Source organism: Micromonospora sp. SL4-19 (assembly GCF_047921475.1).
Taxonomy (GTDB): domain Bacteria; phylum Actinomycetota; class Actinomycetes; order Mycobacteriales; family Micromonosporaceae; genus Micromonospora.
Genome location: NZ_JBLROB010000017.1, coordinates 25,765 through 49,106 on the forward strand (window position 1 = coordinate 25,765; position 23,342 = coordinate 49,106).

The 23,342-nt window shown below is 73.2% G+C and carries 24 protein-coding genes and 2 riboswitches; of the genes, 12 read left to right on the forward strand and 12 right to left on the reverse strand.

Annotated features, from left to right (window positions below; all coding sequences use genetic code 11):
- Window positions 1-65 precede the first annotated feature (65 nt).
- A complete protein-coding gene (locus tag ACNAVT_RS20195; protein WP_416298434.1) occupies window positions 66-725 on the reverse strand; it encodes an NAD(P)H-binding protein in 660 nt (219 codons plus the stop codon).
- Between the two features lie 113 nt (window positions 726-838).
- Here ACNAVT_RS20195 and ACNAVT_RS20200 point away from each other — a divergent pair, with 113 nt between their 5' ends.
- Both ACNAVT_RS20200 and gcvP read left to right on the forward strand, forming a co-directional pair.
- Window positions 839-1,717, forward strand: a complete 879-nt coding sequence (locus tag ACNAVT_RS20200) for an NAD-dependent protein deacetylase (RefSeq protein WP_416298435.1) — start codon at window positions 839-841, stop codon at window positions 1,715-1,717.
- Window positions 1,718-1,780: 63 nt separating this feature from the next.
- Window positions 1,781-1,880, forward strand: a riboswitch (glycine riboswitch).
- Window positions 1,881-1,953: 73 nt separating this feature from the next.
- Window positions 1,954-4,776 (forward strand): aminomethyl-transferring glycine dehydrogenase, encoded by a 2,823-nt coding sequence (gene gcvP / locus ACNAVT_RS20205; RefSeq protein WP_416298437.1) that lies wholly within the window; start codon window positions 1,954-1,956, stop codon window positions 4,774-4,776.
- A gap of 123 nt (window positions 4,777-4,899) precedes the next feature.
- On the opposite strand, the gene ACNAVT_RS20210 is transcribed toward gcvP, so the two are convergent.
- Window positions 4,900-5,100 carry a DUF5999 family protein gene (locus ACNAVT_RS20210; protein WP_416298596.1) on the reverse strand — a complete coding sequence of 67 codons (201 nt, stop codon included), beginning with the start codon at window positions 5,098-5,100 and terminating at the stop codon, window positions 4,900-4,902.
- Between the two features lie 123 nt (window positions 5,101-5,223).
- Between ACNAVT_RS20210 and ACNAVT_RS20215 the strand changes: the two genes are divergently transcribed.
- Window positions 5,224-6,420 (forward strand): chorismate-binding protein, encoded by a 1,197-nt coding sequence (locus tag ACNAVT_RS20215; protein WP_416298438.1) that lies wholly within the window; start codon window positions 5,224-5,226, stop codon window positions 6,418-6,420.
- Window positions 6,421-6,460: 40 nt separating this feature from the next.
- Here the strand turns inward: ACNAVT_RS20215 and pip are convergent, their stop codons facing one another.
- Complete coding sequence (gene pip, locus ACNAVT_RS20220) at window positions 6,461-7,408, reverse strand: prolyl aminopeptidase (RefSeq protein ID WP_416298439.1); 948 nt, start codon at window positions 7,406-7,408, stop codon at window positions 6,461-6,463.
- A gap of 51 nt (window positions 7,409-7,459) precedes the next feature.
- Between pip and ACNAVT_RS20225 the strand changes: the two genes are divergently transcribed.
- Genes ACNAVT_RS20225 through def form a run of 3 tightly spaced genes read left to right on the forward strand, consistent with a single transcriptional unit; the run spans window position 7,460 to window position 9,305 of the window.
- The gene (locus ACNAVT_RS20225) at window positions 7,460-7,951 is read left to right on the forward strand and encodes a MarR family winged helix-turn-helix transcriptional regulator (protein ID WP_416298440.1); all 492 of its coding nucleotides are present in this window, start codon (window positions 7,460-7,462) and stop codon (window positions 7,949-7,951) included.
- Between the two features lie 29 nt (window positions 7,952-7,980).
- Window positions 7,981-8,745: a TetR/AcrR family transcriptional regulator gene (locus tag ACNAVT_RS20230; protein WP_416298442.1), complete on the forward strand. Its 765-nt coding sequence runs from the start codon at window positions 7,981-7,983 to the stop codon at window positions 8,743-8,745.
- 50 nt (window positions 8,746-8,795) lie between these two features.
- A complete protein-coding gene (def, locus tag ACNAVT_RS20235; RefSeq protein ID WP_416298444.1) occupies window positions 8,796-9,305 on the forward strand; it encodes a peptide deformylase in 510 nt (169 codons plus the stop codon).
- A gap of 48 nt (window positions 9,306-9,353) precedes the next feature.
- Here the strand turns inward: def and ACNAVT_RS20240 are convergent, their stop codons facing one another.
- Window positions 9,354-10,127, reverse strand: coding sequence for a GNAT family N-acetyltransferase (locus ACNAVT_RS20240; protein ID WP_416298446.1), 774 nt, complete (start codon window positions 10,125-10,127; stop codon window positions 9,354-9,356).
- A 24-nt stretch (window positions 10,128-10,151) separates the two neighbouring features.
- Window positions 10,152-10,514: a winged helix-turn-helix transcriptional regulator gene (locus ACNAVT_RS20245; protein WP_416298448.1), complete on the reverse strand. Its 363-nt coding sequence runs from the start codon at window positions 10,512-10,514 to the stop codon at window positions 10,152-10,154.
- 95 nt (window positions 10,515-10,609) lie between these two features.
- Here ACNAVT_RS20245 and ACNAVT_RS20250 point away from each other — a divergent pair, with 95 nt between their 5' ends.
- On the forward strand, window positions 10,610-11,212 hold the full coding sequence (locus tag ACNAVT_RS20250; protein ID WP_416298450.1) for a malonic semialdehyde reductase: 603 nt from the start codon (window positions 10,610-10,612) through the stop codon (window positions 11,210-11,212).
- 36 nt (window positions 11,213-11,248) lie between these two features.
- Here ACNAVT_RS20250 and ACNAVT_RS20255 read toward each other — a convergent pair whose 3' ends face one another.
- Window positions 11,249-12,022, reverse strand: coding sequence for a sulfite exporter TauE/SafE family protein (locus ACNAVT_RS20255; RefSeq protein WP_416298452.1), 774 nt, complete (start codon window positions 12,020-12,022; stop codon window positions 11,249-11,251).
- 67 nt (window positions 12,023-12,089) lie between these two features.
- On the reverse strand, window positions 12,090-12,983 hold the full coding sequence (locus ACNAVT_RS20260) for a LysR family transcriptional regulator (RefSeq protein ID WP_416298454.1): 894 nt from the start codon (window positions 12,981-12,983) through the stop codon (window positions 12,090-12,092).
- 71 nt (window positions 12,984-13,054) lie between these two features.
- Here ACNAVT_RS20260 and ACNAVT_RS20265 point away from each other — a divergent pair, with 71 nt between their 5' ends.
- From ACNAVT_RS20265 to ACNAVT_RS20280, 4 genes are all read left to right on the forward strand, one after another.
- A complete protein-coding gene (locus tag ACNAVT_RS20265) occupies window positions 13,055-14,038 on the forward strand; it encodes a DMT family transporter (RefSeq protein ID WP_416298456.1) in 984 nt (327 codons plus the stop codon).
- Between the two features lie 9 nt (window positions 14,039-14,047).
- Window positions 14,048-14,836: an endonuclease/exonuclease/phosphatase family protein gene (locus ACNAVT_RS20270; RefSeq protein ID WP_416298458.1), complete on the forward strand. Its 789-nt coding sequence runs from the start codon at window positions 14,048-14,050 to the stop codon at window positions 14,834-14,836.
- A gap of 114 nt (window positions 14,837-14,950) precedes the next feature.
- Window positions 14,951-15,901 (forward strand): hypothetical protein, encoded by a 951-nt coding sequence (locus tag ACNAVT_RS20275; protein ID WP_416298459.1) that lies wholly within the window; start codon window positions 14,951-14,953, stop codon window positions 15,899-15,901.
- A 2-nt stretch (window positions 15,902-15,903) separates the two neighbouring features.
- Window positions 15,904-16,932 carry an alpha/beta hydrolase gene (locus ACNAVT_RS20280; protein ID WP_416298461.1) on the forward strand — a complete coding sequence of 343 codons (1,029 nt, stop codon included), beginning with the start codon at window positions 15,904-15,906 and terminating at the stop codon, window positions 16,930-16,932.
- A gap of 6 nt (window positions 16,933-16,938) precedes the next feature.
- On the opposite strand, the gene ACNAVT_RS20285 is transcribed toward ACNAVT_RS20280, so the two are convergent.
- The 4 genes from ACNAVT_RS20285 to ACNAVT_RS20300 all read right to left on the reverse strand — a co-directional run bounded on the left by ACNAVT_RS20285 (window position 16,939) and on the right by ACNAVT_RS20300 (window position 21,481).
- Window positions 16,939-17,817 (reverse strand): bifunctional 5,10-methylenetetrahydrofolate dehydrogenase/5,10-methenyltetrahydrofolate cyclohydrolase, encoded by an 879-nt coding sequence (locus ACNAVT_RS20285; protein ID WP_416298462.1) that lies wholly within the window; start codon window positions 17,815-17,817, stop codon window positions 16,939-16,941.
- Between the two features lie 14 nt (window positions 17,818-17,831).
- A riboswitch (ZMP/ZTP riboswitch) is annotated at window positions 17,832-17,914 on the reverse strand.
- Window positions 17,915-17,987: 73 nt separating this feature from the next.
- Complete coding sequence (locus ACNAVT_RS20290) at window positions 17,988-19,142, reverse strand: NRAMP family divalent metal transporter (protein ID WP_416298464.1); 1,155 nt, start codon at window positions 19,140-19,142, stop codon at window positions 17,988-17,990.
- Between the two features lie 316 nt (window positions 19,143-19,458).
- On the reverse strand, window positions 19,459-20,487 hold the full coding sequence (locus ACNAVT_RS20295) for a tyrosine-type recombinase/integrase (RefSeq protein WP_416298466.1): 1,029 nt from the start codon (window positions 20,485-20,487) through the stop codon (window positions 19,459-19,461).
- 64 nt (window positions 20,488-20,551) lie between these two features.
- Entirely contained in the window at window positions 20,552-21,481 is a 930-nt protein-coding gene (locus ACNAVT_RS20300) for a hypothetical protein (protein ID WP_416298468.1), read from the reverse strand.
- Between the two features lie 231 nt (window positions 21,482-21,712).
- Here ACNAVT_RS20300 and ACNAVT_RS20305 point away from each other — a divergent pair, with 231 nt between their 5' ends.
- A complete protein-coding gene (locus ACNAVT_RS20305) occupies window positions 21,713-21,967 on the forward strand; it encodes a hypothetical protein (RefSeq protein WP_416298470.1) in 255 nt (84 codons plus the stop codon).
- A gap of 104 nt (window positions 21,968-22,071) precedes the next feature.
- Here the strand turns inward: ACNAVT_RS20305 and mraY are convergent, their stop codons facing one another.
- Window positions 22,072-23,175 (reverse strand): phospho-N-acetylmuramoyl-pentapeptide-transferase, encoded by a 1,104-nt coding sequence (mraY, locus tag ACNAVT_RS20310; RefSeq protein ID WP_416298472.1) that lies wholly within the window; start codon window positions 23,173-23,175, stop codon window positions 22,072-22,074.
- Window positions 23,176-23,342 lie beyond the last annotated feature (167 nt).

Genomic DNA, 23,342 nt, shown 5'->3' on the forward strand with positions numbered 1-23,342 from the left:
GGGCCGAACCCCGTCACGGCGGCCGACGAGTGTCGTGGGGCGCAGTGACGTCGGGCGGGTGACGGTCAGCGGACGACGGCCGCGCGGACCGCGTCGAGGATCGGCGTCTCCCCACCGACCAGTTCTAGGGTCAATCCGGCGGTGTCCGGGTCGTACAGCAGGGCGAGCAGCACCCGGGCCACGTCGGCGCGGGTGACCTCGCCGGGGTCGACGTGCCGGGCGAGGGTGATCCGCCCGACCGGTTCGTCGTCGGTGAGCCGCCCGGGGCGCAGCACGGTCACGTCGAGGTCCCGGTCGGTGACGTCGTCCTCGGCGGCTTTCTTCGCGCGCAGGTACGCCGCCCACACCTCGTCGCGGCCGGGCGCGGGCGGCTTGTCCACCCCCATCGAGGAGATCAGCAGGTAGCGGCGGACGCCGCCGCGTTGCGCCGCGTCGGCGAGCAGCACCGCGGCGGCCCGGTCGACGGTGTCCTTGCGGGCGGCGCCGCTGCCCGGCCCGGCTCCGGCGGCGAACACCACCGCGTCGGCGCCGGCCAGCTGGGCGGCGACGGTGTCGACGTCGGTGTGTTCCAGGTCGGCCACGACCGGCTCGGCGCCGGCGGCGCGCAGCGCGGCGGCGTGCTCGGGGTTGCGGATCAGCCCGACCGCGACGTCGCCGCGCCCGGCGAGTTCCCGTTCGAGCAGCTTGGCGATCTTGCCGTGGCCTCCGGCGATGACGACTCGCATGCCCTCAACCTAACCGCCGGCCGGGCCGCCCACCGGCCCAGCGGCCGTCCCCTTCGCACGGGTTCCGCACGGGCGCGGTCGTCGTCGGGCGACTGTTGAGGCAGCATGGACGGGTGACACGGACGTTCGACGGGTTGACCCGGCTGGTGGCTGCCGGCGATGTGGTGGTGCTCAGCGGTGCCGGGCTGTCCACCGAGTCGGGCATCCCGGACTACCGGGGGCCCAGCGGCGCGGCCCGCCGACACACCCCGATGACGTACCAGGCGTTCACCCGCGACCCGGACGCGCGGCGACGCTACTGGGCGCGCAGCCACCTGGGGTGGCGCCTGATCGCCCGGGCCGCCCCCAACGAGGGGCACCGGGCGGTGGCGCGGCTGCAGCAGGCGGGTCTGGTCGCGGGCATCATCACGCAGAACGTCGACGGGCTGCACACCGCCGCCGGCAGCACCGCGGTGATCGAGCTGCACGGCCGCCTCGACGAGGTGATCTGCCTGGACTGCGGCAACCTGACCTCCCGGGAGGAGCTGGACCGGCGGCTGCGGCAGGCCAACCCGGGCTTCGACGCGCACGTCGCCCACGTCAACCCCGACGGTGACGTCGACCTGCCCGACGCGGCGGTCGCCGCGTTCCGCACGGTCGGCTGCGGCATCTGCTGCACCGGCATGCTGAAGCCGGACGTGGTGTTCTTCGGCGAGACCGTGCCCGCGGCCCGCGTCGCCGACTGTTTCGCCCTGGTCGAGCGGGCCCGGGCGCTGCTGGTGCTCGGCTCGTCGTTGACGGTCATGTCCGGGCGGCGGTTCGTGATCCGGGCGGCGAAACTCGGCATTCCCGTGGCGATTGTCAACCAGGGGCCGACCCGCGGCGACGGGCACGCCACCCTGACGGTCGACCGGCCGCTGGGTGAGGTGCTGCCCGCCCTGGCCGACCGCGTCGCCGACCCGGCCGCGCCCGCGCGCGAGGACGTGGCCGCCGTGGAGGCGGCGGCGGTGTAGCGCCCTGGCGGGGGTAGGACATGAGCCGGAAACACGGTCGCTGGTAGCGTTGACCATGCCGGTACCACCCACGCGGGAGAGACCGCCCGGAAACCACCCGGGCGGCGCCGAAGGGGCAGATTCCTCCCCGGAACCTCTCAGGCAAAAGGACCACGTGGGCAGGCGCTGTGGAGCGCGTCAGCGCGACTCAGGGGGAGGCCGACCCGTCGACCTCGCCCCGACAAGGAGCGCAGCGCATGACCGCAGAGCAGTTCGCCGACCGGCACATCGGCCCGGACCCGGGCGACGAGCGCCGGATGCTGGAAACCGTCGGCTACAGCTCCATCGACGAGCTGATGGACGCCGCGATCCCCGAGGTGATCCGCTGGCACGGCACCCTGGACCTGCCGGCACCGGCCAGCGAACGGGAGGCCATCGCCGAGCTGCGCGCCCTGGCCGCCCGCAACACCGTCGCCGTGTCCATGATCGGCCTCGGCTACCACGGCACCCACACCCCGGCGGTGATCCGCCGCAACGTGCTGGAGAACCCGGCCTGGTACACGGCGTACACGCCGTACCAGCCGGAGATCAGCCAGGGCCGGCTGGAGGCGCTGCTGAACTTCCAGACCGTGGTCACCGACCTGACCGGGCTGGCCACCGCGAACGCCTCCATGCTCGACGAGGGCACCGCCGCGGCCGAGGCGATGACCCTCGCGCGGCGCGCCTCGAAGAGCGGGAGCGCGGTGTACGTGGTGGACGCGGACACCCTCCCGCAGACCATCGCGGTGATCACGAGTCGGGCGGAGCCGCTGGGCATCGACGTCCGCGTGGTCGACGTGGCGCGCGACGAGCTGCCGGGTGAGTTCTTCGGCCTGCACCTGCAGTACCCGGGGGCGTCCGGGGCGGTCCGCGACCACGGCCGGCTCGTCGAGGCGGCCCACGCCGCCGGCGCGCTGGTGTGTGTCGCCGCGGACCTGCTGGCGTTGACGCTGCTGCGCCCGCCCGGTGAGATCGGCGCCGACATCGCCGCCGGCACCACCCAGCGGTTCGGCGTACCGATGGGCTTCGGTGGGCCGCACGCCGGTTACCTGGCGGTTCGGGCGGGCCTGGAGCGGATGCTGCCGGGCCGGCTGGTCGGCGTGTCGAAGGACGCGGCCGGCAACCCGGCGTACCGGCTGGCGTTGCAGACCCGCGAGCAGCACATCCGCCGGGAGAAGGCGACCAGCAACATCTGCACCGCGCAGGTGCTGCTGGCCGTGATGGCCGGCATGTACGCCGTCTACCACGGCGCGGACGGGCTGCGGGCGATCGCCCGGCGTACGCACGGCATGGCGGCGCGGCTCGCGGCCGGGCTGCGCGCCGGCGGCGTCGACGTGGCGGACGCGGCGTTCTTCGACACCGTCACCGCGACGGTGCCGGGCCGGGCGGCCGAGGTGGTGGCCGCGGCGGCCGCGGGCAACGTCAACCTGCGGCTGGTCGACGCCGACCGGGTGGGGATCTCCTGCGACGAGACGACGACCCCGGCCCACCTGGCAGCGGTGTGGGCGGCCTTCGGTGTGCCCGCCTTCGACGGCGCCGCCGTGGACGGGCTGCCGGTCGAGCTTCGCCGCACCAGCGACTTCCTCACCCACCCGGTCTTCCGCAGCCACCACTCGGAGACGGCGATGCTGCGCTACCTGCGGCGGCTGTCGGACTTCGACTACGCCCTGGACCGGGGCATGATCCCGCTGGGGTCGTGCACGATGAAGCTGAACGCCACCACCGAGATGGAGGCGATCACCTGGCCGGAGTTCGCCCACCTGCACCCGTTCGCGCCGGCTGAGCAGACCGCCGGGTACCGGGAGCTGATCGGCCAGTTGGAGGGCTGGCTGGCGGAGGTGACCGGGTACGACGCGGTCAGCGTGCAGCCCAACGCCGGCTCGCAGGGGGAGCTGGCCGGCCTGCTGGCCATCCGGGCGTATCACCGCCAGCGCGGCGAGGGGCACCGGGACGTGTGCCTGATCCCGTCGTCGGCGCACGGCACCAACGCGGCGTCGGCGGTGATGGCCGGCATGCGGGTGGTCGTGGTGGGCTGCGACGCGGACGGCAACGTCGACCTGGTCGACCTCGATGCGAAGATCGACAAGCACCGGGACGCCCTCGCGGCGATCATGGTGACGTACCCGTCGACGCACGGGGTGTACGAGACGGGCATCGCGTCGCTGTGCGCGAAGGTGCACGACGCCGGCGGCCAGGTGTACGTCGACGGGGCGAACCTCAACGCCCTGGTGGGCTTCGCCAAGCCGGGGCGTTTCGGTGCGGACGTGTCGCACCTGAACCTGCACAAGACGTTCTGCATCCCGCATGGTGGCGGCGGCCCGGGCGTGGGTCCGGTGGCGGTGCGCGCGCACCTGGCGCCGTTCCTGCCCGGCGACCCGGCGGGCCCGGCGCAGGATGGCCGCCCGGCCATCTCCGCGGCGAACCACGGGTCGGCGGGGATCCTGCCGATCCCGTGGGCGTACCTGCGGATGATGGGCGCCGAGGGGCTGACCCGGGCGACCGGGACGGCGGTGCTGGCCGCGAACTACGTGGCGGCGCGGCTGCGCGACCATTTCCCGGTGCTGTACGCCGGCAACAAGGGCCTGGTGGCGCACGAGTGCATCCTGGACCTGCGGCCGCTGACCAAGGCGACCGGGGTGAGCGTCGACGACGTGGCGAAGCGGCTGATCGACTACGGCTTCCACGCGCCGACCATGTCGTTCCCGGTGGCGGGGACGCTGATGGTGGAGCCGACCGAGAGTGAGGACCTGGCCGAGCTGGACCGGTTCTGCGACGCGATGACCGCGATCCGGGCGGAGATCGACAAGGTGGCGTCGGGGCAGTGGCCGGCCGGGGACAACCCGCTGTCCAACGCCCCGCACACCGCGGCGATGGTCTCCGGCGACGAGTGGCCGCACGCCTATCCGCGGTCGGTGGGGGCGTACCCGGCCGGAGTGGACCGGGCGGGGAAGTACTGGCCGCCGGTGCGGCGCATCGACGGTGCGTACGGTGACCGGAACCTGGTCTGCTCGTGTCCGTCGCCGGAGGCGTTCGAGAGCTGAGGCGCGGTGCCGGGGCGGTCGTCGGGCCGCCCCAGCAGGGGCGTCGGCCCGGGCGAGGCAGCCACCCGGTCGGGGGCCGGCCTGGGCCGACGACCCACGCTGCGATTACGCAGCGTGGTGAGATCAGGCGGCGAGGGCGTGGCGGGCGGGCCCGCGGTGCGGGGCGATGGTGCTGCCGTCGGGGAGCAGCTCACCGGTGTCCTCGAAGACGATGACGCCGTTGCAGAGCAGGCTCCAGCCCTGCTCACGGAAACAGGCGAGGATCCGGGCGGCTTCGCGGTCGGTCGCTTCGGCGGAGGGGCAGGTGGGTTGGTGCTGGCACATCGGGTTCTCCGGGCTGTGGGGGCGCTGTGTCATGGTTCACATGACCAGTGACGCACAGTACCAAGCGCAAGTGCGCGCTATCGAGCAGGCTTACGCCTTGTTCACCCGAAATCCTCTGAACGGATGAGTGAGAATGGGCCATACGGTGTGGAAACGCTCCCACAGATCATGATCGACGTGCCGGGCGCCCCCGCCGGCTGCCGGGGACGACGCGTGGAACGGGCCCGGCTGCAGTGGCGGCCCGCCGACGGCGGCGACCCGGCCACGCTCGCGCAGGAGTTCCTCGCCGCCCACAGGATCGCCCTGGACGACCTGGCCCGTCCGGGCACCCACGACCCGGACGGCGTCTGCGGCGCCGCCCTGTACCTGTCCGCCGCCGCCGGTGCCCGGGCCGCCGGCGGGGCGCCGGGCGCGCCCAGCCCCGTCCCGGCGTTGCCCGACCTGGTGGTGGTCGTCTACGGCCACACCGACCGGCCGGCCGCCCGAGGCGCCGAAGACCGCCCGGGCGGCTTCTGGCTGGGGGACTGGCGGGACAGCTGGACACCCCGCCAGCACGCCGACGCCGTCGCGGCGGTACGCGCCGCCATCGGCCGCGGCGACGTCTACCAGGTCAACCTGGTCGGCCACGCCGCCGCACCGTACGTCGGCGACCCCCGGCCCGCGCTCGCCCGGCTGGCCGCCCTGCCCGGCGCCCGCTACGGCGGGACCCTGTCCGGGCCGGGCTGGACGATCGGCTGCGCCTCCCCGGAGACGCTGATCGCCCTCGAGGGCGGCCGCCTCGTCACCCGGCCGATCAAGGGAACCCGGCCGGCCACCCTCGCCGGACGCCGGGAACTGCTCGCCTCCGCCAAGGAACGCGCCGAGCACGTCATGATCGTCGACCTGGAGCGCAACGACCTGGCCCGGGTGGCCCGTACCGGCTCGGTGCGGGTGGACGAGCTGTTCGCCGTACGCCGGTGGTGTGACCTGTGGCAGGCGGAGTCGACGGTGTCGGCGGCGCCCGTCGACGGGCTGGGCCTGGCGGCGCTGCTGCGCGCGGTCTGCCCCGGCGGGTCGGTGACCGGCGCGCCCAAGCTCGCCGCGCTGGACCGGATCGCGGCCCTGGAACCGGTCGGCCGGGGCGCCAGCATGGGCGCGTTGGGCTGGGTCGGCGCCGGGCAGATCGACCTGGGGCTCACGATCCGCACCGCCGCGGCGGACGCCGAGCACCTGCACCTGTGGGCCGGTGGCGGCATCACCTGGGGCAGCGACCCGGCGGCCGAGGTCGCCGAGGCGGCCGCGAAGGCCGCCCCGGTACGCGCGCTGCTCGCGGCCGGCTGAGCCGCCGCGGACCGCGGCGTCCGACTCGCGACGGGGCGGGTCAGGCCCGGACGAACTCGTCGAGGGCGGCGACCACCCGCTCGCCCACGCCGTGGCCGCTGCCGTGGCCGCCTGCCTCCACGATCTCCAGCCGGGCGTCCGGCCAGTCGCGGGTGAGCTGCCAGGCGATGTCCGGCGGGCCGCTGACGTCGAGGCGGCCCTGCACCAGCACGCCCGGGATGCCGGCCAGCTCTGCGGCGTCGCGCAGCAACTGCCCGTCGGGCAGGAAGCCCAGGTTGCGCCAGTAGTGGGTCACGATCCGGACGAAGCAGGCCCGGAACACCGGATCGGCGTAGCGGGGGCTGGGCTTGAAGCCGCCGGCGAGGGAGACGTGCACGTCCTCCCAGGCGCACCAGTCGCGCTCGGCCTGCTCCCGCACGGCCGGATCGGGGTCGTTGACCAGCCGGGCGTACGCGGCGGACAGGTCGCCGTCACGGTCTGCCGCGGGTACGCCGTCGCGGAAGCGGGCCCACTGCTCGGGGAAGATCCGGCCCATGTCCCGGGTCACCCAGTCGATCTCCCGGCGGGTGTTGGCGACCACGCTGAACAGCACCAGCGCGGTGACCCGCTCCGGGTGGCGCTGGGCGTACGCCAGGGACAGCGACGACCCCCAGGAGGCGCCGCACAGCAGCCACCGGTCGACGCCCAGGTGCTCGCGCAGCCGTTCCATGTCGGCGAGCAGGTGCGCCGTGGTGTTGACCGACAGATCCACGGCCGGATCGCTGGCGTGCGGGGTGCTGCGCCCGCACCCGCGCTGGTCGAACAGGACGATCCGATAGGCGCTCGGGTCGAACAGCTGCCGCCACGACGCGGTGGCGCCGGAGCCGGGACCGCCGTGCACCACCAGGGCGGGCCGGCCCTCGGGGTTGCCGCAGGTCTCCCAGTAGACGTGCTGGCCGTCGCCGACGTCGAGCAGGCCGTGCGCGTACGGCTCGATCGGTGGATACATCGGGCTTCCCTCCCACACCCCAGATGCAACAGCGCTGTTACATTAGCGGACGTGACCACCACCCCCGACCGCGAGGCGCTGGGCACCCTGCTGCGCCACGTCCTGGAGCTGCTCGACGGCGACGTCGCCGCCGTCTACGCCGACCTCGACCTGGCCGACTACCGGCCCCGGTACTCGCCCCTGCTGCGGGTGCTGGTCGCCGACGGGCCGCTGCCCATCCGCGACCTCGCCCCCCGGGTCGGGGTCACCCACTCCGCCGCAAGCCAGACCATCGCCCAGATGAACCGCGCCGGCCTGGTCACCCTCGCCCCCGGCGTCGACGCCCGGCAGCGCGTCGTCACCCTCACCGCCCGGGCCCGGGCGCTGCTGCCGGTCGTCGAGGCCGAGTGGGCGGCCACCGCCACCGCCATGCGCCGGCTCGACGCCGAGCTGCCCGTACCCCTCGCCGACGAGCTGTACGCGGTCCTCGCGGCGCTGCGCCGCCGGCCGCTGCGCGACCGGATCGCCGACACCGGCCTGGCCCCCACCGTCCCGCCGGCGTAGGGCCACCGACGCCCCCTTACAGTCGGCGGGTGAGCACCGAGTACAGCGGCACCGGGGATCCCGCCCGCAGCCTCGCACTGCTGTGGCGGACCCGGGAGAAGCCCAGCCGCAAGGGCGGCGACCTCACCGTGGGGCGGATCGTGCGGGCGGCCATCGAGGTCGCCGACGCCGAAGGGCTGGGCGCGCTGTCCATGCGCCGGGTCGCCGAACGGCTCAGCGTGGGCACCATGACCCTCTACACGCACGTGCCCGGCAAGGGTGAGCTGCTCGACGTCATGCTCGACAGCGTCTACGGCGAGACCGACCGCCCCGACGACGTGCCCGGAGGCTGGCGCGGCCGGTTGGCGCAGATCGCCCGGGAGAACTGGGCGCTGTACCTGCGCCACCCGTGGCTGCTGCAGGTCGCCACGACCCGGCCCCCGCTGGGCCCCCACCTGATCGCCAAGTACGAGTACGAACTGCGCGCCGTCGACGGCATCGGCCTGACCGACCTGGAGATGGACGAGGTGCTCACCCTGGTCAACGGCTACGTCCACGGCGCGGTACGCGGTGCCGTCGAGGCCGCGCAGGCCGCCCGGCACACCGGCATGACCGAGCAGCAGTGGTGGCACGCCCACGCCCCGTATCTGGAGAAGGTCCTCGATCCGCGCCGGTTCCCCCTGGCCGCCCGGGTGGGCACCACCGCGGGCGAGGAGTACCAGGCCGCCGCGGACCCGGCCCGTGCCTTCGAGTTCGGGCTGGCCCGCATCCTCGACGGGATCGAGGTCCTGGTGCGGGACCGGCCCGCCGGTTGACCGGCGGGTGCGGACGCCGCCGGGGGTAATGGCCGGATAGCCTTCCGGGCATGACTATGCGCCCGATCCGGATCATCGGCGATCCCGTGCTGCGGACCCCCTGCGAGCCGGTGACCAGCTTCGACGCCGACCTGCGCGCCCTCGTGCAGGACCTGATGGACACCCTGCTCGGCGCGCCCGGCCGGGCCGGGGTGGCCGCACCCCAGATCGGGGTGAGCGCGCAGGTGTTCGTCTACGACGCCGACGGCCACCGCGGCCACCTGATCAACCCGACGCTGCAACTGTCCGAGGAACCCCAGGACGACGACGAGGGATGCCTGTCGATCCCTGGCCTGTACTTCCCGACCGCGCGGGCGATGCACGCCACCGCGCACGGATTCGACCAGCACGGCCAGCCGCTGACCATCTCCGGCAGCGGCTTCCTGGCCCGGGCCCTGCAGCACGAGACCGACCACCTGCACGGCCGCCTGTACGTCGACACGCTGCGCGGCGACACCCGCCGCCGGGCGTTGCGGGAGATCCGCGCCGGGCGGTTCGACTCGCCCAGCCGGGGGTTGTGACGAGGCGGGGGTGGCGGTCCGCCGGCACCCCCGCGCCCGCTCACCTGCTCACGGGCGGCGGTGCAGCGCGCACTCGGTGAACTCGGCGACCCGGGTGAACCCGAGCCGCTCGTAGAGGCGTACGGCGGCGGTGTTGTCCGCCCGGACGTTGAGCACCACGTGGTCGACGTCCGCCCGCAACCGGTCGCAGAGCGCGGCCACTGCGGCGCCGGCCAGTCCTCGGCCGCGGACCCGCGGGTGGGTGGTGACGTTGCCGAGCGCGGCCACCCGCCAGGCGGGGGACCAGACGTGCACCCCGGCCACCGCGACGAGCTCGCCGCCGTCCCGGATCCCCACGTACTGGCCGGTGTCCAGCATCCGCGGGTCGAACCAGTTGCCCGGGTACGCGGCCGCGTACAGGTCGAGCAGCGCCGGCAGGTCGGCGCGGTGAAGCACCTGGCCGGCGGGGACGACCCGGGCCAGTCGGGCCGGATCGGTCAACGCCATCCGGTGGTGCGGGGCGAGGTCGGACAGCTCGTACCAGCGGGCCATGGTCACGTCCAGGCCGGGGGACAGGTGCGCCCACAGCCGGGTCGGCAGCACCGGCGCGGCCTCCGCCAGCAGTGCCGCCAGCTGCCCGGTGCGCTCGGGCGCGGTCAACGCCAGCAGCGTGGGCAGCTCGACGCCGTGGTAGAGCAGTGCCACCTGGTCGTCGCGGCGGTACCACGAGGTGTATGGCCAGAAGAAGTCGTCCAGGTCGCCCAGCTGGTAGGCGTGCAGCAGCGGGTCCCGGCTCAGCAGTTCGGCCAGGACGGCCCGGTCGTGTTCGGCGCGCACGGACATCCGCTGATGATCACACGGCGGGCGTCAGCAGGCACCGGCGCGTCCCGCCTCGGCGGGCAGGTTCTCGTGGGCCCACCGCGTGAGCGCGTCCAGGGCCGGCACCAGGGCGGCTCCCCGGTCGGTGAGCTGGTAGCTGACCCCCACCGGCGGCCCCTCCCGCACGGTGCGGGAGACCAGGCCCACCCGACACAGCTCGCCGAGCCGGTCCGAGAGCACCGACTCGCTGATGCCGGGCAACGCGCGGCCCAGCTCGGCGAAGCCGGCGGGCCCGTTGGCGAGGGTGCCCAGCAGAACCCCGTTCCACCGCTTGCCGAGGAACGCGAAGGCCCGGGCCAGCCCCCCGTCACAGGCGCGGGGATTGGCGTCCACCTGGGGCCTCCTCGTCATGTCCTCAGAATACGCGCTACGCTCGCCGGGCAACGTACTACTAAAAAGCTAGCTGCTTCCTTCCGTGGAGCAGCACGGCTGAAGCGAGGACCCTCATGGCAGACCACCTGATCACCCTGCACCCCGACGCGCAGGCCCTGCTGTTCACCGACGCCCGCACCGCGAACACCTTCACCGACGAGCCGGTCACCGACGAGCAGCTGCGCGCCATCCACGAGCTCGCCAAGTACCCGCCCACCGCCGCCAACACCCAGCCCCTGCGGGTGCTCTACGTCCGCGACGGTGAACCGCGCGAACGGCTGCTCACCCACATGAACGAGGGCAACCGCGCCAAGACCGCCTCCGCACCGGTCGTCGCCGTCCTCGCCGCCGACACCGACTTCCACGAGTTCATCCCGCAGGTCTTCCCGATCCGCCCACAGATGCGCGACGCCTTCGCCGACGACCCCGCCGGGCGCGAGCAGATGGCCCGCTTCAACGCCACCCTGCAGATCGGCTACTGGCTGCTCGCCGCGCGCGCCGCCGGCCTGGCCGCCGGACCGATGGGCGGCTTCGACGCCGCCGGCCTCGACAAGGAGTTCTTCGCCGACGGCAGCTGGCGGTCCCTGCTCGTGGTCAACCTCGGCAAGCCCGGCCCGGACGCCTGGTTCCCCCGGCTGCCCCGCCTCGACTACGACGACGTCGTCCGGCACGCCTGAACCGGCCCGGCTGACCGGTCCGACACGGCGGGCCGGTCAGCCGGCCGTCCACTGGTCGTAGCCCAACTTGGCCACCAGGGCCAGCACCACGACCAGCAGCACCACCCGCACGAAGCCGGAGCCGCGCCGCAACGCCATCCGCGCGCCGAGCGCGGCTCCGGCGACGTTGCACACCGCCATCGCCGCCCCCAGCAGCCACCACACGTGCCCGGTCGCCGCGAACACCACCAGCGCGCCCAGGTTCGTGCCCGCGTTGACCACCTTCGCCATCGCCGAGCCGTGCACGAAGTCCGCCCCCACCAGGGCGGTGAACGCCAACACCAGGAAGGTGCCGGTACCCGGGCCGATCAGGCCGTCGTACAGGGCGATGCCCAACCCGGCCACCGCGACCGCCGCCGCCACCCGCGCCGGCGTGCGCCGCTGCGGCTGCGACAGCACCCCCAGCCGCGGCCGGGTCAACACGAACACCGCCACCGACACCAGCACCACCAGCACCACCGGCCGGTACGCCCCCGCCGGCACCGTCCCCGCCAGGGCCGCGCCCAGCCCCGCGGTCAGCACCGCCAACCCCGCCGACGGGCCCGCCACCGCCCAGTCCAGCTTGGTGCGCCGCGCGTACGTCAGCGCCGCCGTCGACGTACCGAAGATCGCGGCCAGCTTGTTCGTGCCCAACGCCGTCGCCACCGGCACCCCCGGCGCGGCGATCAGCAGCGCCGGCAACAGCAACAGCCCGCCACCGCCCACCACCGCGTCCACCCAGCCCGCCATCGCGGCCGCGGTCAACAGGGTGGTCAGCGACAGAGGATCCACGGGTGATCATTCTGCTCACCAGCACCGCCCCGGCGAGATCACCTGTGGTCAGTCTCACCGCCGCCGCTCACCCGGCCGGGACCTGCCGAAAGGCCGCGATCAGCGCCCGCACCGCCTCCGACGGCGCGGCGCCGTCCCGCGTGGCCACCTGGATCGAGCGCACCGGCCGCGGATCGCGGACCTCCCGCAGCACCACCCGCGGGTCCCGCTCGCCCGACGCGATCCGCGGCACCAGGGCCACACCCAGACCGGCGGCGACGAAGCCCAGCGCGGTCCGGTAGTCCTCGCTGTCCACCACCACGTCCGGGGCGAACCCGGCGGCGGCGCAGGCGTCCAACACCGCGTCCCGGCAGGGACCCGCCGGCTCGCTGCCCACCCACGGCTCGCCGGCCAACTCGGCCAGCGCCACCACCGGCCGCTCGGCCAGCGGGTGCTCCGGCGGCAGCGCCACGTCGTACGCGTCGTCGCGCAGGTGCGTGAACCGGACGCCCGGCACCGGGCGGGCTGAGCGCGAGCGGACCACCAACACCACGTCGACCCGCCCGTCGCGCAGCAGCGGCAGGGGATCCTCGGCGCCCGTCAGACCCAGCTCCACCCGCACCCCGGGATGCTCGCGCCGCAGTCGCGCCACCGCCGGGGCCACCAGCGAGGCGCCGGCCGAAGCGAAGTACCGCACCACCACCCGCCCGGTACGCCCGGCCCGCAGGTCCGCCAACGCCGTCTCCGCCTGCGCCACCTGCTGCCCGATCACCATCGCGTACCCGGACAGCAGCCGCCCCGCGTCGGTGGCCCGCACCCCGCGGCCGGTGCGCTCCAGCAGCGGCATGCCCGCCTCCCGCTCCAGCACCGCCACCTGCTGGCTGACCGCGGACGGCGTGTAGCCCAGATTCCGGGCGGCCGCGCTGACCGACCCGCTGACCACCACCGCGCGCAGGATCTGCAACCGCCGCACGTCAAGCATGTAGCTCAGCTTAACGTGGGCCCCAATAATCGTCGCTTGTCTAACAGGTCGGGGTGGGGGAGCGTCATCGCATGACCGGCACCACCATCCGTGCCGCCGCCCTCGCCCTGCTGTGGGGGTCGGCGTTCCTGTGGACCAAACTCGCCCTCGACGGGGGCCTCAGCCCCGCCCAGATCACCGTCGCCCGATGCGCCCTGGGCGCCGCCGTCCTGCTCGCGCTGGCCCGCGCGGCCCGGCAACGCCTACCCCGCGACAGGGCGACCTGGCGGCACCTGACCATAGCCGCGCTGCTCTGCAACGCCCTGCCGTTCCTGCTGATCAGCATCGCCGAACAGCGGATCGACAGCGGCCTCGCCGGCGTCCTGCACGCCACCACACCCCTGTGGTCCCTGCTGATCGCCCTGGTCATCGGCACCGAGCGGCCACTGCGGGCCGCCCGCCTGGCCGGCATCCTCACCGGGTTCGCCGGCACCGTCCTGATCTTCGCCCCCTGGCACAGCCACGGCCCCTCCGGCCCGGGCATCGCCGCCATGCTCGCCGCCGCCGCCAGCTACGCCATCGCCTTCGCCTACATGGCCCGCCACCTCGCCGACCGCGGCACCGGTCCGCTTGCCCTGTCCGCCGCGCAACTGCTCGCCGCCACCGGCCTGGCCACCGTCGGACTGGCCGTCGAACCGGCCCCGGCCGGCCCGCCCAGCCTCACTGGAATCCTCGCCGTGCTGCTGCTCGGCACCCTCGCCACCGGAGTGACGTTCCACCTCAACTACCGGCTCATCGCCGACGAGGGCCCCACCGCCACCGCCGCCATCGGCTATCTGCTTCCGGTCGTCTCGATCAGCCTCGGCGCGCTGCTGCTCGACGAACAGCTCACCGCCCGCACCCTCACCGGCATGGCCGTCGTCCTCGCCGGCGTGGCGCTCACCCGCCCACGACCTGCCACGCTCACCGCCCCCGACGACGCCGCAACCACAGGCCGGCAGACGCCACCGCCGCGAACACCAGCATCGAACAGACCAACGCCTTCAACACCCGGCAAGCCTGCCACGCGGACGTAGGGTGTGCAGGTGCGCCTGGCCACCTTCAACCTGCTGCACGGCCGGTCCCTCACCGACGGACTCGTCGACCCCGACCGGCTCGCCGCCGCCGTCACCGCACTCGACGCCGACATCCTCGCCCTGCAGGAAGTCGACCGCGACCAGTCCCGCAGCGGCAACCTCGACCTCACCGCCATCGCCGCCCGCGCGCTCGACGCCCCCGAACACCGCTTCGCCGCCGCCGTCGTCGGCACCCCCGGCGAACAGTTCCGCCCGCTCACCCACGACGACGACGGCCACGGCGAACCCTGCTACGGCATCGGCCTGGTCAGCCGACACCCCGTGCGCTCCTGGCAGGTCACCCGACTACGCCCCGCCCCCGTACGCTCCCCGGTCTACGTCCCCGGCCCCGGCGGAGGACTGGTGCTGCTGCGCGACGAACCCCGCGTCGTCCTCGCCGCCGTCCTCGACACCCCGTACGGGCCAGTCACCGTCGCCGCCACCCACCTTTCCTTCGTCCCCGGATGGAACATCCTGCAGCTACGCCGCATCGTGCGCGCCCTGCGCACCCTGCCCGCCCCGCGGATCCTCCTCGGCGACCTCAACCTTCCCGCCGGACCCGCCGCCCTGCTGTCCCGCTGGCGGCCCCTCGGCCGACGCCCCACCTACCCGGCCGGGCAACCCCGCGTCCAACTCGACCACATCCTCGCCGACCGGCACGGCCTCGACCGGCTGCCACCCGTGCGCTCCGTCCGCACACCGCTGTCCACCATCTCCGACCATCGGCCCCTCATCGTCGACCTCGGTCCTCCCAGCTGACCTTCAGCCACCACACATACCGTCAGTGGTGAGCACCACGGCGCGACGGCCGGAAAACCCTCCGACCACCCCCACCCCGTGGTGCGATGGGTGAACGAGGGGAGGGGGCCAGCCATGTCGCTGACCGGCCTACCGCTGCTGATCCTCATCGGCGCCACCGCCGTCGCCGCCGCCGCCGTCACCGCCCGCACCTGGCGCCGCCACCGCCGCTGGCCGCACCTCACCCGAGCGGCCGCCGTCCTGCTCACCGAAGCCCTCGCCCTGCTCACCGCCGGCCTCGCCGTCAACCGGGCCGAAACGTTCTACGCCACCTGGGCGGACCTGCTGCCCGCCGACACCGTCCACCACGACACCGGCCCCGCCCGCCCCGGTCACCTCGACCACTTCGTCACCGCCCGGGCCGGCCACACCCCCGACACCCCCGTCAGCTTCACCTGGCACCCGCCCCGCTGGACCACCTGGCCCGTCACCGCCGCCCCCACCGTCGTCGTCCCCGCCGACTACCCGCGGCACCCCACCTGGCGCTACCCGGTGATCGTCCTCACCGACCAGGCCAGCCCCGCCCAGGAGAACGCCGCCGCCCATGCCGCCGAGGAGCGCGCCGGGCCCGCCGTCCTCGTCTTCACCCACCTGCAACCCACCGCCACCCCCGACATCCTCACCGACGCCCTGCCCGCCAGCCTCACCCGCGACCTGCGCGTCACCACCCACAGCTGGGCCCTCGTCGTCCCCACCGACCACACGTCACTCGCCCGAGCCGCCGTCCGCGCCGCGCCCACCCGCTATCCCGCCCTCGCCCTGCTCGACGACAACCCGCAGCACGACAGCGCCCCCGCACCCGCCGACCTGCCCACCACCGAAACCGTCGCCGTCGCCGGCGCACCCACCCGACCCGACGACCGGGCCACCCACCTCGACGCCCCGCCCGGGGAACGGCTCACCGCCGCCCTGACCTGGGCCTGCCAGCAGACACCCGCACCGCTCAGCGCACCCGCACCGCTGACCCCACCGCCCCCGCAGCGCGCCCACCACCACCCGCCCCGCACCCTGACCGTCGGAGGCTGACCATGGCGCCCGACAGCCTCGCCGCCGCCCTCACCGCCACCGTCCTCGCCGTCCTCGCCGCCGTGCTGCTCTCGGCCACCTGGGACAGCGGCACCGGCGTACGCCGCGCCGCCCGGCGCACCGCCACCGGCGTCCTCTGCCTCATCACCGCCCTCGCCGCCACCGGCATCTGGATCAACCGCCAGGTCGACACCATCACCACCTGGTCCGCCCTCACCGGCCAGACCACCACCGCCGGCACCGACCCGCCACCCGCCACCCACAGCGACACCGGCGGACAACTCGTCACCCTCACCGTCACCGGCACCGCCAGCGGCCTCACCCTGCCCGTCCACGCCTACCTGCCCGCCGCCTACCGACAGCAGCCCACCGCACGCTTCCCCGTCATCGAAGCGCTGCACGGCTTCCCCGGCTCGCCCTCCTCCTGGCTCAACCGGCTCGCCGCCACCCGCCACCTCGACCAGGAAATCGCCGCCGGCCGGATGGCCCCCACCGTCGTGCTGTTCCCCCCACAAACCCCCAACACCCTGCTCGACACCGAATGCACCGACCTCACCAACGGCCCCAAAGCCGAAACCTTCCTCACCGTCGACGTCCCCGCCGCCGCCGAAACCCACCTGCGGATACGCGCCGACCGCGCCGGCTGGGGACTCATCGGCTACTCCGCCGGCGGCTTCTGCGCCACCAACCTCGCCCTGCGCCACCCCGACCGGTACGCCACCGCCGCCAGCCTCTCCGGCTACGCCGAACCCGGCATCACCATCGGCGACGGCACCGAACACACCCTCAACAACGATTCCTGGCGACTACGCCACCTGCCCCAACCCGCCATCGCCCTCTACCTGTCCAGCGGCCGCGCCGACCGCCAGGCCCACCAGGACGCCGAAACCCTCAGCCACCTCGCCCACGCCCCGCTCACCGTCACCACCTCGTACGTCGACGGGGGCGGCCACAGCATGGCTGTCTGGGAAGCCGCCGAAGGCCCCGCCTTCGACTGGCTCTCCACCTGGCTCGGCCGCCCCGTCGACTGACCCGCCTCAGGCCAACCCGGACGCCCGCTGCGCCGCCCGCATCGCGTTGCGGAACAACATCGCCACCGTCGTCGGACCCACCCCGCCGACCCGCGGCGTGATCGCCCCCGCCACCTCGGCACACGACTCGTCCACATCCGGCAGCAGGCGCCGCCCCTCGTACCGCACCCCGCCACCGACCACCACCGCACCCGGGCGCACATGCTCGGGCCGCACGATCCCCGGCACCCCCGCCGCCGCCACCAGGATCTCCGCCCGCCGCGTGTACCGCGGCCAGTCCGCCACCCCGGTATGCACCACCGTCACCGCCGCGTTCGCGGTCGGCCGCTTCTGCGCCAGCAGCATCGCCAACGGCCGGCCCAACGTCGCGCCCCGACCCAGGATCACCACCTCCCGGCCCGCCACCGGCACCCCGTAGAACGCCAGCAACGCCTCGATCCCCGCCGGAGTGCACGGCAACGGGCCCGGCAGACCCAACGCCAGGCGCCCCATGTTCACCGGATGCATCCCGTCCACGTCCTTGTCCGGATCCAGCACCGCCAACGCCCGGTCATAGTCCAGATGCCCCGGAATCGGATGCTGCACCAGCACCCCGTGCACACCCGAATCGGCATTGAAGTCCGCCAGCACCGCGTGCAGATCCGCCTGCGACGCCGACGCCGGCAGATGCACGTGCGGCGACGCGAACCCCAACTCCGCCGCCTGCCGCTGCTTGATCCGGATGTAGCCCGCGCTCGCGTCGTCGTCGCCCACCAGCACCGTCGCCAACGCCGGCGTCACCCCCGCCGCACGCAGCGCCGCCACACCCTCGGCGACCTCCGCCAGCACCCGCTCCGCCACCGGCCCACCCGGCAACAGCCGAGCCGTCATACCCGAAGAAGACATGACCCACCCTCGCCCGCGGAGGCCCAGGCGGTCGACCCCCGCGACGAGCTCCCCGATGGTTACTGCCATCCCCGTGCCGCCAGTCGCGTCGCCGCTCAGCCTGCCACAGCGCGCTGCGCGACCGCATCCGCCACCGCCCGCCACGAACCCGGCAGCTCGTTCGCCCGCCGCTACCCACCTCCGGGAACAAGGTGCAGTTGCTGGGCCAGAAAAATCGCGCTGACCGCGGCCACCACGACGGCGATGACCCAACCCGCGACACGCAGACTCAGGTGGATCGGGGTCGGGCCGACCAGTGCGGGATTCCCCGCCGCCAGCGCGAGCAGCACCAGCCCCAGTGGGGTCGCGACGCCGGCGATCAGGCTCGCCAGGAACAGCAGACGAATCGGACCGATACCCGTCGCCGCCAACGCGACACCGGCCACCGTCTGCGCGACGACCACCGCGTAGAACCTCGGCGCCTGCCGGGGCGTGCGGCTCAGGCCACGCGGCCAGCCGAAAGCGCTGGCCGTGACATACCCACCGGTGGCCATGATCACCGGCACCGCGACGATCGCGGAGGCGAGCAGCCCGAGCGAGAACAACGCACCGGCCAACGGCCCCGCCAGGGGACGAAGCGCCTCGGCGGCCTGCTCGGCCGTCTCGACATGCTCATGGCGCGCACCGAGGGTGGCGCCGCTGGCGATCAGGATGGACCAGAAGATCACCACGGCCAGGCAGGCACCGACCAGCGCATCGAACTCACGGAGCTTGAGCCGCTCCCGGGAACCCGGCTCCTCGACCTGCTCCACCGTCTGCCACACATACATGTAGCTGGTCAACGTGGTGCCCAGAATCGCCAGCGTCCCCGCCAGGTGCTCCCGGGTGAAAGGGACCGACGGAATCAGGCTGCCCCGCGCCACCGCCAGCCAGTCCGGACGGGCCAGAACCGCCGCCGCGCCGTACGCGAGCAAACCCAGCAGCGCCACCTTCAGCACCCGTTCGACCTCGTCGTACTTGCCAAACAGCAGCAGCGCGAGCACCCCCGCGGCGAAGGCAGGAATCAGCCAGCGTGACTCAACGCCGACAAGAAGACCGATCGCCGCCGCCCCGGCGCCCACGTCCGCGGCAATCGTCGCCACATTGACCGCCAGCACGGAGACCAGCAACAGGACACTCGCCACCCGGCCGTACCCGTCGCGCACCGCCTGCTGAAGATCACGGCCGGACAGCACACCCACCCGCGTGGCAAGGATCTGCACCACGACCAGCGCCGGCAGCAGCAACAGGGTCAGCCACGCCAGCCCGAACATCGTGGTCGCCCCGACCACCACCAACGTCGCCACCGTGGTCGGATCGGTATCCGCCGCACCCGACACCAGACCCGGACCCAGCGACCTGACGCTGAACCCACCGGAGTCCGCAGACGATCCCGTCCGGCGTCTCCGGCCGCGGATCCGTGGCAGCCGCCGCTCACCCATTCCGGCCCCTGCCACCGGCGGATCCCGAGAAGCCGACGACCGCCCCACCGCGGCACAGCCCCGCACTGCGGCCGGATGGCACACACCCGGCCGCTGGTCGCGCCTCAAACGCTGCGGCAATCGCCCACTTCTCCGAGTCTGACAGCGAGCCGGCGACCAGGGGCGAAAGTTCCTGGAAGCCTCATTCCCGCAGAGATCCGCCCCCACCGACGCCGGACCGCCCAGCCACCAGACCCGCCAACGCCCGGTTCGTTCGGTTGGACCGCACCGCCGCACGCTGCTGACCCGCCGTCACCTCGATGTACGTCTGCGACGACGCCAACGACGCGTGCCCCAACAACCGCATGATCTCCGCCGCGCTCGCCCCGTCCTCCGCCAACCGGGTCGCGAAGGTGTGCCGCAACGCGTGCAGCCGCGCGCCCCTCGGCACCCGGTCACCGATGCCCGCCCGCCGGTAGCAGGACTCCACCAGGTACTGCAGCCCACCCCGGCGCAGCGGCTCACCCCGCCGGTCCACCAACAGCGCCGAGTCCGGCCGTACGCTGCGCGCGCCGAACCGGCGACGGCGGCTGTCCAGGTAGTCCGCCAGCACCCGGTCCACGCCCGCCTCGATCGGCACCGTGCGCGGCCGTCCACCCTTACCGGCCACGTCGACGCGCCGCTCGCCGTCCCGGCCGGCCACCGACGCCACCCGCAGCGCCAGCAACTCCGACAGGCGCAGCCCTCCGCAGAGCGCCAACGCCAGCACCGCCAGGTCGCGCTCCGGCCAGGGGTCGCGCTGCCGGCCGTCCTCGCGGGCCACCGCGGCCAGCAGTTCCTCTGGGGTGTCCTCGCCGCGCAGCGGCTTGGGCTGGGGGACAGGCGTGCGGGGCCGCCCCACCGCCGGCATCGGATTTCCGGGTACGACGCCTTCGGCGACGAGAAAGGTGAAGAAGCTGTTCCAGGTGGACCAGGCGCGGTGGACGGAGGCGGCGGCGCGGGGCGCGGCGAACCGGGCGAATGCCGCCCGCATGATCCGGGGGGAGAGGGCGGTGATCTCCAGCTCGTCGAGGGGGAGGGGAGGGGTGCTGTGCTCGGCCACGAGTTGGGCGACCGCGAGCAGGTCCCGCCGGTAGGCCGCGAGGGTGTGGGGGGAGGGCTTGCGGGTGGCCCGGGCGGTCAGGAACTCCTCGATCAGTCGCCATACCGACTCGTCCGGTTTGTCATGCATAAGCGATATTATGCATGATTTTCGCATTCCGGTCACCCTGAGCGAGGGGAGCGGGGACTGTGTCTCACGCTGCCTGGGCTGCGTCGCTCCGAGCTCGGCGGGCCGCCCGCCATCCGGCGAGCGCCAGATAGAGCTGACCGCCGCCGATCCAGCCGACAAAGCCGGTGAGCCAATCCAGCCAGCCTTGCCTGCCGTCCATGCTGTCGGTGACGGCGGCGACGGCGCCGCTGCTGGCGAGCAGGACGAGCCCCACGATCACACGTCGCACGGTCGTGCGGGTCGGTGCCGGTTCGACGAGCTTCCGGCGCCGGCCTCGTCGCTGCGCGGGTATGCCCGCCTGCAGGCGCTCGAGTTCGGCGAGGGTGCCGATCGCGTGCCGTCGGTCCGGCTCGGCGGCGTACGTGGCGATCGCCCTGGCCACGAGGTCCGGGTCGCCGTCCTCGAAGACGACCTCGTCGCGCATCGGTGTCCACCCGGTCATGGTGACCAGCTCGGGCCGAGCATAGGGCAGCTTGAGCAGCGACGGGTTGTCGCCACGGACCGGCGATTCCACCGCCAGCGCCTCCCAGGGGATGATCAGCGCGCCGGCCAGCTTGCCGGCTTCGATCCCGCTTGGTCGCAGGGTCACCCCGGCGCCTCGCCACATCGCCCGCCACATCGCGGCGAGCATGCCGCCGAGGAACAGCCCGGCGACGATGCCGGCCCAGGTCTCGTGGATGCCTACCAGGCAGAACCCGACCAACTGCAGGACGGCCAGGCCGAAAAGCAGGCCGTTGGCGTACATCGGCGTGCGGAAGCTGCGGTCGCGTTCGTCGACCAGAAACATCGCCCAGGGCCGCCGGTTGCGTCGGAAGCCCAGAGTTGCGGCCGCGCCGAGCAGGATCAGCATGCTCGCGAGGCAGGCGATGTAGACCGGCACCGGATACCAGACGCCGATGATCAGCTCGGCGGCGAAAACCCCGAGCCCTGCCACGATGACCTTGCGTCTGTCCACCGGGCGACGGTACGGGTGAGGCGGCTGCCCCGGAACAGCCGCCCGGCCCTCTGAAGATCATCCGATCCGCTGCCCGAGCGGGGCACAGGTACCGGCCATGAGGGAGGCCGTACCCACTCAACTTGACATAATGTACATTATCGAATTTGGGTTTCGAGCGCGCTGATCCGCTCGTAGTGCCTCCTCCGCGCGCTTGCGTCTCGGTCCCCGGCGGACCTCGCAGCCGGTCGAATGCCGCTGACTCACGAAGCATTCGACCAGCTGCCGAAACGCCCAGTCCTCGAGCATCTGCGCCTGACGCTGGTCGCCGTCGGCGCACTCCCCGAGCGAGACGAGGAACTCGTCCACCTCGAACAGGCACTCACCGACTTCCTCGCCCAGCAACAAGATCTGAACCGTCGAAGAATCCTGCGCCGCTACCTGACCGGCGACTGGGCCAGCTACGCCGCCGACGTCAGCAACCGCTCACGTCCGCACCGAGGCTGATCCCACCGACCAACGCTGACGGCGATGCCGGCAACCCGGTGGGGAACCAGGCTGCCCGGCGGATCACCGTCGGTGGCACGACACCGGCTTGTCGCGCGTGGCGTTTATCCAACGACCGCCAAGTAATCCGAGTAGAACAGGCCCAGGCCGACCGCCACGCAGACGCCGGCCACGATCCAAAACCGGACCACAATATTGACCTCGCTCCATCCACCCAACTCGAAGTGGTGGTGCAACGGCACCATCCGGAAGACACGTCTACCGGTGGTCCGGAACGAGACGATCTGGATCACCCAGGTCGTCGTGATGATGACGAAGAGCCCGCCGATCATGATCGAAAGCAGCGTGGTGCGGGTTGCCACCGCGAGCCCGCCGATCAGGGCGCCGAGCCCGAGCGAGCCCACGTCACCCATGAAGATCCGCGCCGGCGACGTGTTCCACCACAGGAAGCCCACGCAGGCGCCGGCCGCCGCCGCCGCGATCATCGCGATCTCCAGGGGATCCCGGACCTGGTAGCAGTAGTCGTTCACGCGGGCGTAGGCGTCGTCGGCGCACCAGTGCCGGTACTGCCAAAAGCCGATCAGCGCGTACGCGCCGAGCACCAGGATCGACGCGCCGGTGGCCAGGCCGTCGAGGCCGTCGGTGAGGTTCACGCCGTTCGACATCGCCGTGATCACGAAGACGATGACCATGACCGCGCCGACCTTGCCGACGTTCAGCCAACTGATGTCGCGGATGAGCGAGATGTGCTCGCTGGCCACGGTCTGGCCGTTGGTGCTCGGCACGTAGAGCGCGGCGATGCCGAACCCGCCGCCGACGATCGCCTGGCCGAGCAGCTTGCCTTTGGCGGACAGCCCGTCGGAGTTGCGCCGGAGCACCTTGAGGAAGTCGTCGAAGAAGCCGACCGCGCCGCAGAAGACGAACAGCCCGAGCAGCACCAGGGCCGTCATGGTCGGCCCCTCCTGCGCGATCTGCCGTTCGGGCAGGGTGGTCAGGGCGATGTGCCCGGCGACGTAGGCGAAGACGGTCGCCACGATGAAGACGACGCCGCCCATCGTGGGCCTGCCGTGCTTGCCCTGGTTGCTGGCGAGCCCGATGGATCGGATTGGCTGGCCGGCCTTGAGCGCGGTGAAGACGCGAATCGCCACCGGCGTGCCGAACAGGGAGATGATGAACGCGACCGCGGCCGCGACGATGACCGCCCTCACGGGCGAGCCTCCACGAGATCCGGATTTCTCACAGCGTCCCCACCGCGCAATGCGTATCGGATACGTCGGCATGATGCGAGCCATCGCCCCAGCGGCTCCGGGAACGGGCCGCCGAGGACCTCACCGAAATACGTATCGACCTGAGCTGGCCGTGCAGATCGTCGTTA